Annotated in this window: 15 protein-coding genes and 1 pseudogene; 6 read left to right on the top strand and 10 right to left on the bottom strand. The window is 50.1% G+C overall.

Features of this window, described 5'->3' with window-relative positions:
- The first annotated feature begins 150 nt into the window (after positions 1-150).
- Complete coding sequence (locus ACN0TT_RS08225) at positions 151-1,554, top strand: RICIN domain-containing protein (RefSeq protein WP_417761666.1); 1,404 nt, start codon at positions 151-153, stop codon at positions 1,552-1,554.
- Between the two features lie 149 nt (positions 1,555-1,703).
- Here ACN0TT_RS08225 and ACN0TT_RS08220 read toward each other — a convergent pair.
- From ACN0TT_RS08220 to ACN0TT_RS08180, 9 genes and pseudogenes are all read right to left on the bottom strand, one after another.
- Positions 1,704-1,838 (bottom strand): annotated as a pseudogene (locus tag ACN0TT_RS08220) (short chain dehydrogenase); the annotation flags it as partial.
- 312 nt (positions 1,839-2,150) lie between these two features.
- Positions 2,151-3,158: a hypothetical protein gene (locus ACN0TT_RS08215; RefSeq protein ID WP_417761665.1), complete on the bottom strand. Its 1,008-nt coding sequence runs from the start codon at positions 3,156-3,158 to the stop codon at positions 2,151-2,153.
- Positions 3,159-3,262: 104 nt separating this feature from the next.
- Positions 3,263-4,165 (bottom strand): damage-control phosphatase ARMT1 family protein, encoded by a 903-nt coding sequence (locus tag ACN0TT_RS08210; RefSeq protein ID WP_417761664.1) that lies wholly within the window; start codon positions 4,163-4,165, stop codon positions 3,263-3,265.
- Between the two features lie 344 nt (positions 4,166-4,509).
- The gene (locus ACN0TT_RS08205; RefSeq protein WP_417761663.1) at positions 4,510-5,991 is read right to left on the bottom strand and encodes a DEAD/DEAH box helicase; all 1,482 of its coding nucleotides are present in this window, start codon (positions 5,989-5,991) and stop codon (positions 4,510-4,512) included.
- A 220-nt stretch (positions 5,992-6,211) separates the two neighbouring features.
- The gene (locus ACN0TT_RS08200) at positions 6,212-6,964 is read right to left on the bottom strand and encodes a DUF4261 domain-containing protein (protein WP_417761662.1); all 753 of its coding nucleotides are present in this window, start codon (positions 6,962-6,964) and stop codon (positions 6,212-6,214) included.
- 83 nt (positions 6,965-7,047) lie between these two features.
- Positions 7,048-7,395, bottom strand: coding sequence for a hypothetical protein (locus ACN0TT_RS08195; protein WP_417761661.1), 348 nt, complete (start codon positions 7,393-7,395; stop codon positions 7,048-7,050).
- 490 nt (positions 7,396-7,885) lie between these two features.
- Complete coding sequence (locus ACN0TT_RS08190; RefSeq protein ID WP_417761660.1) at positions 7,886-8,149, bottom strand: hypothetical protein; 264 nt, start codon at positions 8,147-8,149, stop codon at positions 7,886-7,888.
- Positions 8,150-8,564: 415 nt separating this feature from the next.
- Entirely contained in the window at positions 8,565-10,208 is a 1,644-nt protein-coding gene (gene groL / locus ACN0TT_RS08185; protein ID WP_417761659.1) for a chaperonin GroEL, read from the bottom strand.
- A 56-nt stretch (positions 10,209-10,264) separates the two neighbouring features.
- Positions 10,265-10,555, bottom strand: a complete 291-nt coding sequence (locus ACN0TT_RS08180) for a co-chaperone GroES (RefSeq protein ID WP_417761658.1) — start codon at positions 10,553-10,555, stop codon at positions 10,265-10,267.
- A 272-nt stretch (positions 10,556-10,827) separates the two neighbouring features.
- Between ACN0TT_RS08180 and ACN0TT_RS08175 the strand changes: the two genes are divergently transcribed.
- Both ACN0TT_RS08175 and ACN0TT_RS08170 read left to right on the top strand, forming a co-directional pair.
- On the top strand, positions 10,828-12,195 hold the full coding sequence (locus ACN0TT_RS08175; protein ID WP_417761657.1) for an MATE family efflux transporter: 1,368 nt from the start codon (positions 10,828-10,830) through the stop codon (positions 12,193-12,195).
- Between the two features lie 19 nt (positions 12,196-12,214).
- The gene (locus ACN0TT_RS08170; RefSeq protein WP_417761656.1) at positions 12,215-12,778 is read left to right on the top strand and encodes a DUF4274 domain-containing protein; all 564 of its coding nucleotides are present in this window, start codon (positions 12,215-12,217) and stop codon (positions 12,776-12,778) included.
- 94 nt (positions 12,779-12,872) lie between these two features.
- On the opposite strand, the gene ACN0TT_RS08165 is transcribed toward ACN0TT_RS08170, so the two are convergent.
- On the bottom strand, positions 12,873-13,397 hold the full coding sequence (locus ACN0TT_RS08165) for an FxsA family protein (protein WP_417761655.1): 525 nt from the start codon (positions 13,395-13,397) through the stop codon (positions 12,873-12,875).
- 191 nt (positions 13,398-13,588) lie between these two features.
- Between ACN0TT_RS08165 and cutA the strand changes: the two genes are divergently transcribed.
- The 3 genes from cutA (at position 13,589) to ACN0TT_RS08150 (ending at position 17,467) form a co-directional block, all read left to right on the top strand.
- A complete protein-coding gene (cutA, locus tag ACN0TT_RS08160) occupies positions 13,589-13,918 on the top strand; it encodes a divalent-cation tolerance protein CutA (protein ID WP_417761654.1) in 330 nt (109 codons plus the stop codon).
- Positions 13,918-15,729, top strand: coding sequence for a protein-disulfide reductase DsbD (locus ACN0TT_RS08155; protein WP_417761774.1), 1,812 nt, complete (start codon positions 13,918-13,920; stop codon positions 15,727-15,729). The genes cutA and ACN0TT_RS08155 overlap by 1 nt, the downstream gene beginning before the upstream one ends.
- A gap of 106 nt (positions 15,730-15,835) precedes the next feature.
- Positions 15,836-17,467, top strand: a complete 1,632-nt coding sequence (locus tag ACN0TT_RS08150) for a cation:proton antiporter (RefSeq protein ID WP_417761653.1) — start codon at positions 15,836-15,838, stop codon at positions 17,465-17,467.
- Positions 17,468-17,538 lie beyond the last annotated feature (71 nt).

Here is a 17,538-nt window from a genome sequence, read left to right as displayed (position 1 = left end):
AAATTTCATATGGTTAATCCAATTAATCAGATTCAGCTAATTTATGCCAAAGTCTAAGGTGTAACACCATTGTTAATATAATACTTTTAATAGGTTCACGGCCGCTATGGGGAGTGTGTCGGAACAACAAACTCTCACAAGGAGATAACCATGAGAGCTTTTTATACTTTAGCGTTGGGCAGCTGTTTGCTGGCTAGTGCAGCACAGGCAGATGTAGCGAATGGGGTTTATACCATTCAAAACAAACTCAGCGGCAAGCTAGTGGAAGTGGTTAACGCTGATCGCAGCAACGGCGCAAACGTTAGCCAATGGCCGGATAACGGCCACAACACTCAACGTTGGCTGATTACCAAACGGGATGACGGTTATTACTCCGTGCTGAACATCAATAGTGGTAAGGCAATGGAAGTGTATAACTCAGGTACCACCGATGGTGCTAACGTGTCGCAATGGCCCTATTGGGGCGGCAATATGCAGCAGTGGAATATCCATGATGAAGGCAATGGCTACTTTCAGCTGATCAACAAAAACAGTGGCAAGGCGCTGGATTTGCTGGGCTGGGATGAAGCTAACGGTGCCAACATTGGCCAGTGGTCGGTTAACCATCTTGACTCACAGCAGTGGCGTTTAAACTTAGTACAGGCCTCAGGTGGCAAACCGGTAGACACCTCCACCACCAATGGCGCCGCCAACTTTTGGCCGTTAAGTGGTAACCTCGGTACCCATGATCCAACCATCGCCTATGAAAATGGCTCTTGGTGGGAGTTTCAAACTGGGGTAGGCATTTATGGCAAAGTCAGCCAAAACGGCCTGCAGTGGGAGCCATTGCCATCGGTATTTCCTAACGCATTGAGTTGGTGGCATACCTATGTGCCAGGCCACGCCAACAACGATGTTTGGGCGCCAGATGTAAAACACTACAACGGCAAAGTTTGGCTGTATTACGCTATCTCCACCTTTGGCTCTCGCGTTTCCGCTATCGGTTTGGCGTCAGCATCTAGCTTGGCGGCAGGTAACTGGCAAGATCGTGGCTTAGTGATCAACACCACCACCGCCAACAACTACAATGCCATCGATCCCGATCTGGTGATCGATAAAGATGGTGATCCTTGGTTGACGTTCGGCTCATGGAATTCAGGCATCAAAGTGACTCGCTTGAATCCGGTTAATATGAAACCGATGGGCGATCTGTTTAGTGTGGCAAATCGCTCTGGCGGTATTGAAGCCCCCACTATCATCTATCGCCGAGGTTACTACTACTTGTTTGTCTCTGTCGGCGTATGCTGCCAAGGCGTCAACAGTACTTACCAAATCCGCTATGGCCGCGCCACCGATGTGACCGGACCTTATCTGGATAAAAATGGCACAGATATGATGAGTGGTGGTGGTTCACTGCTTGATGGTGGTAATAACCAATGGGTTGGCCCAGGCGGTCAAGACATTGCCAATACCGATGTGATTATTCGTCATGCGTATGATGCAACCGATAACGGTAACGCCAAAATGCTGATCAGTACCCTTAACTGGGACAGCAGCGGTTGGCCAAGGTATTAAGCCGCAGTAGCGAACAAGGGCGCCATCGGGTGCCCTTGTTCGCTCTCTGCTACGGATGACTGAAGAGTAAAGCCGCCATCGACCGCTAATGCATGGCTGCTCACGAAGCTTGCTGCAGCGCAGCTATGCCACATCACTGCGTTGGCCACTTATTCAGGACGACCAAGACGGTCGAGCGGTTGTTTCTTAGCGATAAACTCTTCATTGATCACGCCTTTGTCGATCATACCTGACACCATTGGCGTGTTAATTGCGTTAGGGCAGACGGCGTTAACACAAATGCCGCGCTGAGCGTATTACAACGCTGCGCTACACTTTCTCACTGCTCATTCAGCCACGGCAGCATTCAATGCGCTTGCGCCAATGTCGGACAACATGACTGATGCAGCTCCAGTAACGAATGCAACCTTGCCCGTAAAATCATATGTGCCGCTCATAGCCTGCTCCTAATATGAATTGCTTTCTAAAAAGTATGAGAATTATCACCCAACTACCCACATTCATATTAGTTTTATTGAATAATACGCTTATGACTTAACCCAATAAGTGACTCACCGCCTAGCTGTGATGATTCAACCAGCCAATGCGTTAAGCGATTATTGCGCCGCAGCTGGCGCGTGCTGCGACACCCACCGCTCGATCTGCTGGCCGCTACGCTGGCCAACAACCGCTGCTCGCCGCAGTAACTCTTGATGCCAAGCAAGTTCGCTGAGTGCGGCTTGGCTGTATGGCGCTTTGCGCTCAGTAGACGCAAGAAATAGATAGCCATCAGCAACATCACGCAGCAGTGTCGACTCCGCGGCACTGACGCGACGAGTGATATCACTAAACGGCTGCTGCCCCAGCACTGAGTTTGCTAGCGGCAAGAGATACGGTGCGTCGGCTTGCGCAATAACGTTATCGCCCGCCATACGTGGCCAAATGGTATAAATTTCGGCCGCCTGCTGCTGTCGCAGTAGTGTTACCAGCGAGCTAAACGACGTGCCATCTTGCATGATGATGGGTTGCTTCATCATATGAAAGGTGCCGAACAGCAGAATGCCGCGGCGTTTGGGTTGCAGCACTTGCTGGGTAATGATCTGCTGATAGCCTTGTTCACGCGCAGCAACCTGCTGTTGCCAACCTTCAGCCGTTAGGCTGCTCCAATCGAGCGCTGGCTCCGCTAATACCAGCCGCACTTTATGAGTTCGGGTCTGATTCCAGTGGCGTAATTGCAGTACCAGTTGCTCATAAACATCATACTGCCATGCCATAAAATACAAAGTGTCACGCCAAATCGGCCGTACTTGACTTAGCTCTAGCGCAGCGCCATCGACAATGTAGCTATCGGCCAGCGCTTGGTAGCGTGAGTTACCAAACTCCACCGCAATATCGTCCACTTGTTGCCAATGTTCAGGGTCGGCCAAAAAGCCCATTAACTGTTGCACGATGGATGGTGAGCCATGCACATCACCCAACGCCACCAACTTACCAGCCGTCAACTGTTGAGCGATGACGTCATTCACCACCTGTGGTTTGGTGGTTGCGGCCCCACTGTTCGGGCTAACTAACACGCCACCTAGTAACAATAGCCCGTAGCAATAGCAGCGTAATTTAGCGATCATGCGGTACTTCTCAAGGTCAATAAAATGAGTCCAATCAACAGCGGGCTACTGTAACTGGACTCCTATCTCATTGACAATAATTCTCATCTACCTTTACAAATGGCTTAGGCTAAATCTAATGGCTGGCTAGCGCTGAGTTGTCGCCGCAGTTGATGATTACTACTGAGCACCCAACTGCCCAGCGGCAATTTGATGTGCTCGGCTAGCACTACGCACTTAATCTGCAACAAAAAGTACACCTCGCGGCTGACGTCACACAGCGTTTCATAATTCGCTTGCCCTTTGGCAATCACCACATCGGCGCTGTCAAAGTAGTGTTTAAAGCTTACCGAGCACTGTGCTAAGGGCGCGCCAGGCGCATCACAACCGGTGTCGATCACTTTTGCTACAGCAGCAATGCCGGCATCCAATGTATCAGCCACCGTGGCATCGTTGAGCACTGGCGCAGCTTTTACGGCATACACTACCTCGGCATGTGCGGGTAACTGCTCGATCAGCAACTTATCAAAGAAGGTTTCCCCGACATTATCAGCCAACAGCAACACCCGCTTCGCCCCTGTCAGATCGTGGCTGAGTTGCTGCACCATGTGGTGGTCAATCGGTTGGCTTAACGCTTGGGCGATGGCGCTATCCGCCGTGGCGGTGGCATCAATGGGAAACGCGGCAAAATCGATAATGTTGCCGGCGATAGCGAAGCGCAGCGCGGCTTCAAACGGATTAGCTGCACGATTTATCGCCGCTTTAGCACGATGAGCAAGGCACAGCGCTTGGGCGGCAGACTGTGCTTTGAGCTGCGCATACGGATCATCACACTGACTCTCTTCACGTAAGCGCCGATGGATCTGCTGGGCCAACTCAGGTGGCGATAGTGACAGATCTAACGTGGCGATCTCGGCCATCACATGCTGAAGCACACGTTCGACACTGGCGGGATCATCACAGGCTTGTTGTGCCGCCTCCATCGCTTGACGGGTAATGCAGGAAATACACGCTGTATTGGCTTTCACCTAGTACCATCCTTATTTGACTGGCTGCAATTACGGGAGATACCAACAGCCCCTTAGCGCTGGATCTCTGCGCCATCAATGTTCTAGGTAATTAACCGCAAGCATGCCGTGGCATGCGAAGTTGCATAACGCAGAAGTCGTGCGCACAAATCCTCCGCAGAACATGCTGGGGACAGATTGGTACAGCTCCAAGCTTAGAACAAAATTTAAACGCGGCAGCGGGGAAAATGTCAGAACGTGAACTACTGCAAACTCGGAAATAAAATACTAAGGATTTTGAAAAATTATCAGCTAATACAGTGTATTAACTGATAATAATGCAACCAATAATGCGAGAATTAAAACTATTTTTTATCGGCTAACCATGGGTTGAACGCGCCGTCATCTTTGCGTTGCTCACGCGCAGGCTTGCGCGATGGTTTAGCTGCGGGCGCTTGGCTGTCGCTACTTTCGCTACGGCTGCGACGCAGTTCCATACGTTCACCACGAACTGGGCGCTCATTGTGGCTTTGCGGCAGATGTTGGCTCTTAGGCTTCGCTTTGGCGCTACGGTGTTTCTTCGCTTGGCGACTATCAAAACCTGTTTCGCTGCTGCGATACAGGTCTGGCGTCTCTTGCTCACGCGCTTTGGCATGGCTCGGTTTGGCAGTTTTATGCTTAGGTACAAAATTCAATACCGAGACTGGCACCGGTTTTTTCGGGGTAAAGCCGTCGATTTCACGGCGCTCAATCAGTTGATTCAAGCGGCGTTCAATGGCGCACAGGTTGCGAAAATCGTCTTTTGATAGCAGAGATACCGCTTCACCACTGTGTCCCGCACGACCAGTACGGCCGATACGGTGAATGTAATCGTCGGCTTCATCGGGCAGATCGTAGTTCACCACTCGCGACAAGTTTTCAATATCAATCCCACGTGAAGCGACCCCAGTGGCAACCAAAAAGCGTAACTTGCCCGCTTTAAAATCTTCCAACAGCTGCTCACGCGATGCTTGGCTGCGACCCGAATGGAACGCTTCAGCAACAATGCCGCGTTTTTCCAACTGACTCACCAACTTGGCAGCGCCCTGTTTGGTACGAATAAAGATCAGCGCTTGTTGCCAGTCATGCTCATTGATCAAATGACTCAACAATGCCGATTTGGTGTCTTTATCCACCGTCACCAACCACTGCTCAATCTTAGGCGCGCTGGCTTTATTACGGGAAATCTCAATCTCTACCGGGTCAAGCACCGCAGTGCGCGCCAATGCACGGACTTGGTTTGACAACGTCGCCGAGAACAACAGGTTTTGGCGTTCTTCTGGCAGGCGCTCAATGATCTTGTTGATGGCATCAATAAAGCCCATATCGAGCATGCGGTCGGCTTCATCGAGCACTAATACTGAGGTTTCATCAAAACGAATAGCACGCTGGGTGTACATATCCAGCAAGCGGCCTGGGGTCGCCACCAGAATATCAACACCTTCAATCAAACGCTGCTTTTGCGGCGCTTCAGCCACACCACCATACATCGCCATTGAGGTAAGCTTGAGGTGTTTGGCGTAGTGGCTGATATTGTCATGCACTTGCACGGCCAATTCACGGGTTGGTGTCAGGATGATAGCGCGCACTCGCTTAGGGCGAATTTTATCGCAATCAGCAAAACGCTCCAGTAACGGCAACACAAAGCTCGCCGTTTTACCAGTGCCCGTCTGCGCGGCGGCCAGCAAGTTTTTACCCGCCAACACCACTGGAATCGCCTGCTGTTGAATTGGCGTCGGTTGGGCATAACCCAATTCAGTTAAAGCAGTAACAATAGATTCGCGTAATCCAAGGGCGGCAAATGACATGGTAAATCTCGGGTAATAAGTGCGTGAAGAGTGGCGTGATTAACACACCAATGGTGCGCCGCTCAACGCAATGCGCGAGCAGCGGCGCAAGTATAGTTGAATGTTGGGGTTAACGATAGCGAAACCCCAACGGCGCCAGTGCAATACTGCCTCGCGGCCAGTGTTGCTTAGTCAACTAAGCTAGTTAGCCGAAAAGCCGTGCAACCAAGGCAAACTGCCCTTAGCTATATTGCAGCAACATGACTTGTTGTTCATGGCCGAATTGTGATGCCGAATAAACCACACCAATGCGTTCCTGATCGCTTTCACCTATGGTGTCACCGTCATTGATCACGGGGCCGTTCTGAATGGTATACACCGCCAAACTCGTCAGCCGCTCTCTTAACTCGGCCACGGGTTCTGGAGTTTGCAGCGCTTCAATCTCCATAAGTCCCAAAGCCTCTAAGCCAGTGGTAAAGCCGCTGCTGCCGCCCTCATCTTGCCCAGCACGTACGTCGACCCACAGATAGATGGGCACTTCATTCGGTAACACCTCTACCGCAAAATCAATAAACAGTTGTCGCGGCACCAACAGTGCAGCGTTACACCAATACACCCCAAGCGCCTTATCTGTGGTCGCCAATACTGCAGCAGTGATTTGCGTCAACAGCACTGACAGTTGCACGGGGTTAAGCGCATCATCACTGACGGTGACGATCATATGGTGGCGATGTTGTTTAACCTCTGTGAGCGCCTCAGGCCATAGCCAACTGGTATGACACGGCCCTTCTAACTCACTCCAAGGCAGTTCGGCTGACATAACAGCGATCACTACGAGTGTGGTGCCGCAGTGGAACGAGACGGCCCTATCATCCGCCTCAACCGCCGTGATCTCGGGGACGTCGACCCACTGCTCACGTAAATAAGCGGTGAGTTCGTTTGGGTTTAATGTAGGTCTATCCGTAAATAGTGGCATTGATAATGAGTGTGCCATACAAATTCTCCTTGTCCGCGTCGACAACGGTTACCACGCACTAAAAACAAAACTCACCACAGGGGTGAGTTTGGCATTCATAACTAGTTGTTGAGCTTCCATTGACCATCTTCGGCCTTGGTGAACGTCAGCGGCTTATGGCTGCCCTCCACTTCAATCTCAGCGCGAGTATTGTCTTCATTCATCACTGGCGTTTTGCTTTCCGCTTGCACCAAGAACCCTTTTAAGCGATCGAGATTTTCCTGATGCAGATCTTTGGCGGTGATCTTGTATTTGCCTAAGTTGACATACTTGTCGATCAACAGTTGTTTCTCACCGTTATCAATGGCAGTAACGATCTCTTTCATGGTTTGTTGTACTTGTTCTTGCGGGGTTGGTTGTGAACAAGCAGACAAAATCAAGGCGGTAATCAGCACAAAAAACTTTTTCATGAGCACTCCAAATTTGCAGTTGTGACTAGCCAACGTGTGGAGGAAACTAGTCGATATATTCCGTCCATGAAGCTCAAAATGAATGATAAAAGCTATGTTTATCAGCCAGATAAAAATACCACTGGACAATTCGACTGACATAATATGACAAAAATATGCCACATGACCAGCGTTAACACATCAATTGCAGAGAAAAACAACAAAAAGCTAAATGAGATGTACTGTGTAGTCATTCTCGACAAATAGCGCCTAACGCATGACTAACGCACCGCAAGTAGTTGCCGTAACGACAAAATGAATGAATATTAAACAGCAGATAAATTTATATCCTTGGTCGTTGCCAAGGATATAAAGAGTGGCAGGTAGGCCCTGCGTAGATCTAGCGGTATGGCTACCGCACTATAAACACGGCAAGTAGCCAGCGGACAATCCGCACTGAAGCCAGCTTTAGGTTACCAAGCAAGCCGCTGTTTGGTAACCTCTACCATGGTTACTTGGTCAGCTTTTCAAGCGCTTCACCCAGCAATTTATCAGCCGGCGAGCCCCAGTAATTGAAAAAGAAAATACTGAAACTGACGCCAGCCCACATGGCAATAATCATCGCCAGCTCGTCGGAAATACTGCTGAGCCAATCGTGGCCAAATATGGTGAGCGCTAACAATGCACATCCCAATGCCAGAGAGTGCAATTTCGACTTTTGCTGCTTGCAATAGTATTGCTCAACCTGTGATACGAATTCGCGATCTGAAGTCATCTGTATGTCTCCTTGCTCTGGTGCGCCAACAGTCCGTTGCCTTAGGCGCAATACCATAACCTTAGTGCATTCCCACGCAGTTATGGATGAACAAATTGTCGATTTTTAAAGCAGATCACACGCCACCAGTATTATGCGTGATGGTTAACAGCAGCGGCAGCTAAAGTAGCTACGCTATCTCAACCCCGAGTAAGCAAAATAGTTACAAACACTGAAGTGACTAATTTTCGTAAACCTTTAAGGTGACCAAGAAGTAGCGGTCCTCAGATTCTTTTAAGCGGCAGTTAAAGTGCCATGTCGGAATAGTTGTTGTTGCGCTAAAACATAAAACCCCCGCATTTACATGCGAGGGTTTTGTTGAGTCTGGGTGATGAACTAAGTTGAACTACTCAATTCATCGGCCAGCAAGATGTCATCACATCATGCCGCCCATGCCACCCATACCGCCCATGCCACCCATATCAGGTGCTGCTGCAGTGTCTTGTGGCAGTTCAGATACCATCGCTTCGGTGGTGATCATCAGGCCAGCAATAGACGCTGCAAATTGCAGTGCGCTACGAGTCACTTTAGTTGGGTCAAGGATACCCATTTCCAGCATATCGCCGTAGGTATCGTTACCTGCGTTATAACCGAAGTTGCCTTCACCGTTTTTCACAGTGTTAGCCACAACTGAGGCTTCTTCACCGGCGTTGGTAGCGATTTGACGCAGTGGGGCTTCCATCGCACGCAGTGCGATAACCACACCGTGTTTTTGGTCTTCGTTAGCCACTTCAACATCTTTGATTTTTGAAGCAACGCGAACCAATGCCACACCACCACCAGCAACAACACCTTCTTCAACAGCGGCGCGAGTTGCGTGCAGAGCGTCTTCAACGCGGTCTTTTTTCTCTTTCATTTCAACTTCGGTAGCAGCACCGACTTTGATTACTGCAACACCGCCGGCCAGTTTAGCCATACGTTCTTGCAGTTTTTCTTTGTCGTAGTCTGAAGTTGATTCAGCAATCTGTTGTTTGATCTGCTCAACGCGCGCTTTGATTTGGTCTTGTTCACCCACACCATCAATGATAGTGGTGTTGTCTTTGGTGATAACCACGCGTTTAGCGCTACCCAGATCTTCCAGAGCGGCTTTTTCCAGTTCCAGACCGATCTCTTCAGCGATAACAGTACCGCCAGTCAGAATAGCGATATCTTGCAGCATCGCTTTACGACGGTCGCCGAAACCAGGAGCTTTAACAGCAGCCACTTTCACGATACCGCGCATGTTGTTCACCACCAGTGTTGCCAGCGCTTCGCCTTCAACGTCTTCTGCCACGATCAGCAGTGGACGGCCAGCTTTAGTCAAACCTTCGAGGATTGGCAGCAGTTCACGGATGTTGTTGATTTTCTTGTCAACCAACAGGATGAATGGGTTATCCAGTTCAACAGAGCCTGTTTCTGCTTTGTTGATAAAGTATGGAGACAGGTAACCACGATCGAACTGCATACCTTCTACAACGTCCAGCTCGTTTTCCAGTGCTTGACCTTCTTCAACAGTGATCACGCCTTCTTTGCCAACTTTTTCCATTGCGTTAGCAATGATTTCGCCGATTGATTCGTCTGAGTTAGCAGAGATAGTCCCTACTTGGGCAATCGCTTTTGAATCTGAGCAGTCTTGAGACAGGGCTTTCAGTTCAGCTACTGCAGCGATAACGGCTTTGTCGATACCGCGTTTCAGATCCATTGGGTTCATGCCTGCGGCAACCGCTTTGAGACCTTCAGTCACAATCGCTTGCGCCAGTACGGTAGCGGTAGTGGTACCGTCACCCGCTGCGTCGTTCGCTTTAGACGCAACTTCTTTAACCATCTGTGCGCCCATGTTCTCGAACTTATCTTCCAGTTCGATCTCTTTCGCAACAGACACACCGTCTTTGGTGATCAGCGGCGCGCCGAAGCTTTTATCCAAAACTACGTTACGGCCTTTAGGACCCAGAGTCACTTTAACTGCGTTGGCTAAAACGTTAACACCCGCCAGCATTTTTACGCGTGCGTCGTTACCAAATTTTACTTCTTTAGCTGCCATGTTGATTATCCTTTAATACGTTAATTCGTTGGAATGTCGTTATGGTTAAAAGCGGCTTACTCTACGATAGCCATCAGATCTGATTCAGACAGGATCAGTACTTCTTCACCGTCGATCTTTTCTTTCTTCACGCCGTAACCTTCGTTGAAGATCACTACATCACCAACTTTCACATCCAATGGCCGCACTTCGCCATTTTCCAAAATCCGGCCATGGCCGACTGCCAATACTTCTGCACGGCTAGATTTTTCGGCCGCGCTGCCAGTCAATACAATGCCGCCAGCTGAAGTCGCTTCGACTTCCAGACGTTTTACAATTACGCGGTCATGTAATGGACGAATATTCATTTATGGATTCTCCTAATGACGTTTTGCCCAACTTCAGGCGAATTTTTAAGGTAAGAAAAGCGATAACGTTCCCCGTCATCGCCAGATGGTTTCTATATGGGGCCGCATTTTGCACTTCCAAGTGTTGAGTAGAAAAAATTTTTAAATTTTTTGATGCTAAATCAGCCTTTACACAATCAATTTTGTCGCCGTCTGCGGAATGCTGATAAACTCACAGCCTCGCCACAACTAGGCGCTTCCTTTTATTCTCTTGTCACGGGGTCGTACCAACAATGAGAGACAGACACGGGCTGCTCAGTCAGCCAATTGGTCGTGTGCTGCTCAACATGAGCCTACCCAACATGCTGGGTATATTAACGGTACTGGGTTTTAATCTGGTCGACACTTTTTTTGTCAGTCGCTTAGGCACAGAAGCATTGGCCGCAATTAGCTTCACCTTTCCCATCACGTTAGTGATCACCAGCATTGCGATTGGCATTGGCGCTGGCGTAGCGACCAATCTGGGCCGTTTGATTGGCAGCGGCCATGCGCCGATTGCCAAGGTGTTTCTGCACGATGCGCTACTGCTGAGTTTTATGCTCACGGTAGTGCTATCATTGCTGGGAGCTTGGTTATTTACGCCACTATTTACCCTACTGGGTGCCTCCGCAGAACTACTGCCGCTTATTCACCATTACATGCTGCCATGGTTGGTCGGCGTGCCATTGTTAGTGTTGCAGATGGTGGGCAATCAGGGGCTTAAAGCGACGGGCGACACTAAATCTCCGGCGAAAATTCTGGCCTTGGCAGCACTGATTAACTTTGTGCTCGATCCGCTATTGATCTTCGGTATTGGCCCGTTCCCACGTTTGGAGTTGCAAGGCGCCGCGCTGGCATCGGTATTTTCTTGGATAGTCGCGCTCGGGTTGTCGAGCTATCTACTTATCATTAAGCGTCACCTACTCAGCACCGCGCGCATCTGTTGGAAACGCTATTGCGCTAACTGGCGTCGGTTAGCCCATATTGCCCAACCTGCGGCGTTAATGAATCTGATTAATCCGTTGGCCAATGCAGTCATCATGGCGCTGCTGGCGCGTATGGACCACACCGCCGTAGCGGCATTCGGTGCGGGGATTCGGCTGGAGTCGGTGTTATTGATCGTGTCCATGGCGCTGTCATCTAGTGTGGTGCCATTTGTTGCGCAAAACTTGGGCGCAGGTCAGCCACAGCGCGCACGCCAAGCGGTGCTGGTATCTATCCGTTTTGTATTGGTGTTTCAAACACTGCTGTATATTCCGCTGGCATGTTTAGCTGCGCCGGTGGCGGGACTGTTTAGCGACGATCCGCAGTTACTACAGTGGCTGACGTTTTATATTCAATTTTTGCCGTTGGCCTATGGCCCGTTAGGCATGGTGATCATTGTTGCCACCGCGCTCAATGCCTATCACCGCCCGATGGCGTCACTGGCGCTCAATCTGGTGCGGCTGTTTGCGCTAATGCTGCCGCTGGCAGCCATTGGTGCCTATGCAGCAGGCATTCATGGCGTGTTGCTGGCGCTGCCGATCACCAATGGCATAATGGGGTTAGTGAGCTATTTTATCGCGCTACGGATTAAAGAACCGACCCATCTGCCCCATAGCCAACCTTATATTCCATCTTAATTTGCCCAAGGAGTGATGTATGGCAAAGCGTTTAACCCGTGAGCAATTTTTGCGCGCCTTTGAGTGTAGCGAAGCGGGTGCTATTAGCTCCCCAGAAAAGCTATCTGCGTGGTTAGCCGATGCCGAGATGGTTGATGTGCTAAAGAGTATTGCCGCTGAGTTTGATAAATCTGCCGAGCAATTAGTCTGCATCAGCCAACTGCAATCCATGGAAGAGTTGCATTATGTCGCCGCAAACCTCAATTGGGATGACGGTATCACCGCCGCCCAAGCGATTATCAATCATCCATTGTGTGATGCCGGCACCGCGTTACTGTTGTATTGGCGCGGCCAAGGTTATTGGTATAGCAAGCCAAATAGCCCAGCCGCCGAGAAGCAGTTTTTTGCTGAACTGATCGCACGCTTTAGCGATAACCGCTTTGCCAGTTATCGTATTGCTTACGATGCGGTGGGCGAGATGATGTTACCGTCGCTCAAAGAGTTACAGCAAAATCAGCTCAGTTTTCCGGGGATTTTGTTGTGCCAATACAGCACCATGCAGGTGGCGGTTGATGAGCACGACTATCAGCAGTTTATCCGCTAGGGGCGTCACCATGCGCCTGACAGAGATAATAAAAGAGCAGCGAGTTCGATAAACTTGCTGCTCTGGCAGGTAACATCTTAACGATGAGCCTAACTTAACGTTTGTCTTCATCCCGTGGTTCTTCACCGATCTGGTGGCTCTCAGGGCGCTTGTCAGATGGATCGGGTTTACGCTCATATTCACCATCAATCACGTCTTCATCCTCAGGTTTAGGAGGTTGCGCAAACGGATTGTTGGCGTGACTAAAGCGCGATGTCACCACCTTAAGTTGCAGACGCTTCAACACCAACGCGGCAATGGGTGCGCGGGTGAACGGTGTCAGCAACAGTAAGCCGACTAAGTCAGTGACAAAACCGGGAATAAATAGCAACACCCCTGCTAGCGCCAGCATCATACCTTCAACAATCTCTTGTCCGGGCACTTCGCCAGTGGCTAACTTACGTTGCACACTCATCAAGGTGACAATGCCTTGACTTCTCACCAACGATACGCCCACGGCGGCAGTAAGAATGACTAAGGCAAAGGTGTTCCAGCCCCCCAACGCCTCACTGACACGCATCATCACCGACACTTCAACGGCTGGGACTAAAAAAAGCAGGAAGATAAAAAGAAAAGGCATGATAGCGGAACCGTTGGCAATCTGTATTTATGCTAATTTGGGGCTATTGTCGCACAATTTCAACCTTTATCATTTACTGGCTAAGCTCACCGTTTCAGCAAACGCTTAATGCACTTTTACTGTAAAACACGTAAAGTAGGCGCTCATTCATAGATGGCGTTTACCGCTAACACTCAGTTTTCAGGAACTTTATGGCACGTGAGAACGCTGAGGCCTTACTGGTGTTTTGTAGCTTTCCCGAGCGAGAAACCGCGCAGGCAGTAGCTGATACCTTGGTCAGGGAGCAATTAGCTGCTTGTGTTCAGATTTCAGCACCGATAACCTCCACCTATCGCTGGCAAGGCAATATCTGTCACGACACGGAAGTGGCGATGCAGATCAAGTGTCAGCGCCATAGCTATGACGAGTTAGCTCAACGCCTCGTTGCGCTGCATCCTTATGAAGTCCCAGAGTTGCTGGCAGTGGCGGTGAGTGACGGTTTACCCGCGTATCTAGACTGGATCAAAGACAATACAAAATGATGAAACGACTGCTTCCCTTGTTGCTTGGTGTACTGGTAATCATCGCTGGTGCAGTTCAAGCCGATAACAGCTTCACCAAAAAATTCCCGTTTTTAAACAGTGAACCGCAGCTGATGCCGGTTGAAAAAGCGTTTGCTTTTGAAGCAGTGCAAGACGGTAATAAAGTGACTCTCAGTTGGGTGATTGCCGACGGCTACTACATGTACCGCGACAAGCTCAACATTAGCGTCAACAATGCGGAACTGGGCGATATTGCCAAGCCTGAAGGCGAAGAGCATCACGATGATTACTTTGGTAATCAAGCGGTATATCGCACCTACATTGAAGTACCAGTGGGACTCAAGCAGGCCGCGGCTAACGGCAAGTTAAGTGTCACCTTTATGGGCTGCGCCGAAGGTAAACTGTGTTTCCCGCCGACCACCCGTGACGTCGACCTCACCGAAGTTGCCGCAAATGATGGCAAGCTAGCGGGCGTCGATATGGCAACAGCCGATAGTACGCCAGCCAGTGCCACACCGCTGACGCAGCAAGATTCGCTGCTGCAACAACTGGTACATGGTGATAGCTGGCTGCTGACGTTAGTCTCTTTCTTCGTGCTGGGTATTGGCCTCGCGCTGACCCCTTGCGTGTTCCCGATGTACCCGATTTTGTCCGGTATTATTGTTGGCCAAGGTGGCAAGGTGTCGACCGCCCGCGCATTCACGCTGTCGATGACTTACGTACAAGGCATGGCGATTACCTACTCAATTCTCGGCTTAGTGGTCGCCACAGCGGGAATGAAGTACCAAGCGGCGCTGCAAAGTCCGCCCGTATTGATTGGTATCGCGATTCTGTTTGTGCTGCTCAGTTTGTCGATGTTTGGCATGTACGAGTTGCAACTGCCATCGCGCTGGCAAGAAAAGCTCACTGGCATATCTAACAAACAACAAGGCGGTAAGCTCGGTGGCGTGTTTGTAATGGGCGTGCTGTCAGGCTTAGTTGCTTCACCTTGTACCACCGCACCGCTGTCTGCGGTATTGGTGTACGTGGCGCAAAGTGGCGACTTAGTGCAAGGTTTTGTCACCTTGTACGTGCTGAGCATGGGCATGGGCTTACCACTGCTGTTGATTGGTACCTCTGGCGGTAAACTGCTACCACGCGCGGGTGCTTGGATGAACATCATCAAGCACATCTTCGGGTTCCTGTTGATCATGGTGGCGATCATCATGCTGGGCCGCATCTGGCCGGGGCTGGTGTCTGATCTACTGTGGTCGGTATGGGCGATCTGTTTTGTGGGTTATCTGCTGCACCAAAACAAGCTAACGCCAATCAGTTGGAAACACACTAGCCGCGAGGTGCTATTATTGCTGGCATTGCTGGGCAGTTTCTCCTACGGCTTGCAGGCGGTGATGGGCTATCTGGGCTACTCAGTAAATAATCAAACGCACAGCAGTAGCGAACAACAACATGGCGCCTTTAAAACGATTAAGAGTTTAGCAGAATTTAAAATGGCACTGGCCGCCGCTAAGGCCGAAGGTAAGCCCGTCATGTTGGATCTGTACGCTGACTGGTGCGTGGCTTGTAAAGAGTTTGCCAACATCACGTTTAAAGATGCTGCCGTTGCCAGCCGCATGAACAACATGGTGCTGCTGCAAGCCGATGTCACCAAAATGGACGCTACCGATGAACAGCTACTGGATGCCTACAATGTGCTGGGCTTACCAACCTTGCTGTTTGTGGATGCCGATGGTGAGTTGCGTGACGACCTGCGCGTTACCGGTTTTATGGGGCCAGCAGACTTTGCCGCGCATTTAGATCATCTATTGCCATAATCCATCGTTTTAATACACAAAATAACGGCTCACAGTGTGGAGCCGTTTTTATTTATCTGGCTGAATCGCTTATAGTTGGTGCAACCAAAAATTAACCAGCATCTCTATGGAACCCGCAATTCTCATTATCACCCTCGCCTGTGGTATGGCCGTTAACAGTATTAATCTGCCGCCACTGATTGGCTATTTGGCGGCGGGTTTTGTGCTTTATGTATTGGGCGTTGAGCCTGACAGCTTGCCTATTCTGCATTCATTAGCCGACCTTGGGGTCACCCTGCTGCTGTTTGCCATCGGTTTAAAGCTCGATGTGCGTAGCTTATTTAAAGCCGAGGTTTGGGCTGGCTCTAGCCTGCATCTGATTATCTCGATGCTGGTGTTTATGCCGCTGCTGATGCTACTTGGCGCGATCGGCGTGTCTCGCGTCACCGATCTGGATTGGCAGCAATTGGCGTTAATCGCCTTCGCGTTGAGTTTCTCCTCCACAGTGTTCGCGGTCAAAGTGCTGGAAGACAAAGGCGATATGCAGTCACTCTACGGTCGCGTAGCAATTGGTATCCTGATTATGCAGGATATCTTTGCCGTGCTATTTCTGACTGTATCAAAGGGCAATTTCCCTTCCCCTTGGGCATTTGCGCTGCTGGCATTACCTTTACTCAGACCACTGCTTTACCGTTTGTTTGACCGCGTTGGTCACGGCGAGCTATTGGTATTATTTGGTCTGTTTATGGCATTGGTAGGCGGTGCGTGGCTGTTTGAATTGGTCGGTATGAAGCCAGATCTGGGTGCATTGATTGCTGGTATGTTGCTCGCTGGTCACAAGAAAGCCTCGGAACTCGCCAAGTCGTTGTTCTATTTTAAAGAGCTGTTTCTGGTGGCATTCTTTCTCACCATTGGCCTTAACGGCTTACCGTCGCTGGAAGATATCGGCATGGCCGGCCTGCTGCTACTGCTTATTCCGATCAAAGTAGCGCTATTTATCTGGTTGCTGACTCGTTTTCGCCTGCGTTCACGTACGGCGATTATGGGGGCATTTAACTTAGGTAACTTCAGCGAATTTGGTTTGATTGTGGCGGCGGTTGCCACCAACAAAGGTTGGCTGCCATCGCACTGGCTGTTGATCATTGCCGTGGCACTCAGCGCCAGCTTCTTGATTGCAGCACCACTGAATAACATGGTGGCGCATATTTATGGGCGCTTCAGTCAACAGCTAAGCCGATTAGAGAAATCGCCGCTGCATCCAGAAGACCGCCAGATTTCGCTGGGCGATCCACGCTTCCTGATCTTGGGGATGGGGCGTATTGGTAGTGGAGCTTACGACGAACTGCGCGCTAACTTCGGTGATACCATTCTGGGGATTGAACACAAGCAAGAGTTAGTAGAGTTCCATCGCAGCCAAGGCCGCAATGTGGTGCAAGGCGATGCTTCAGATACCGACTTTTGGGAGAAACTGGAACGTGCACCACATCTGGAATGGGTATTGTTGGCAATGCCGTACCATGCGGGGAATATCTTTGCCATTGAGCAACTGCGTAAACGCTCGTACCAAGGCAATATCAGCGCGATTATTCAGTACAGTGAGGATGAACAATCGCTGCAAGATCTGGGCGTTAACGCTGTTTATAACTTGTATGAAGCCGCGGGTGCAGGTTTTGTGGAGCATGTGATTAGCCAGTTCACCCCGAGTGGCACCATGCCTCCAGCAGTTAACGAAAGCAAAGCGCAGCAACAACCACAGTAAAGTGAAATAACCCTTAAAATCCTGCTAACTCTTAATGGTGCAGTCGTGATATAACTGCACCATTAATGTGC

The organism is Shewanella sp., assembly GCF_048265805.1.
Lineage (GTDB): Bacteria > Pseudomonadota > Gammaproteobacteria > Enterobacterales > Shewanellaceae > Shewanella.
Note: the sequence above shows the minus strand (reverse complement) of the source record. Positions and strands in the feature narration are given on the sequence as shown.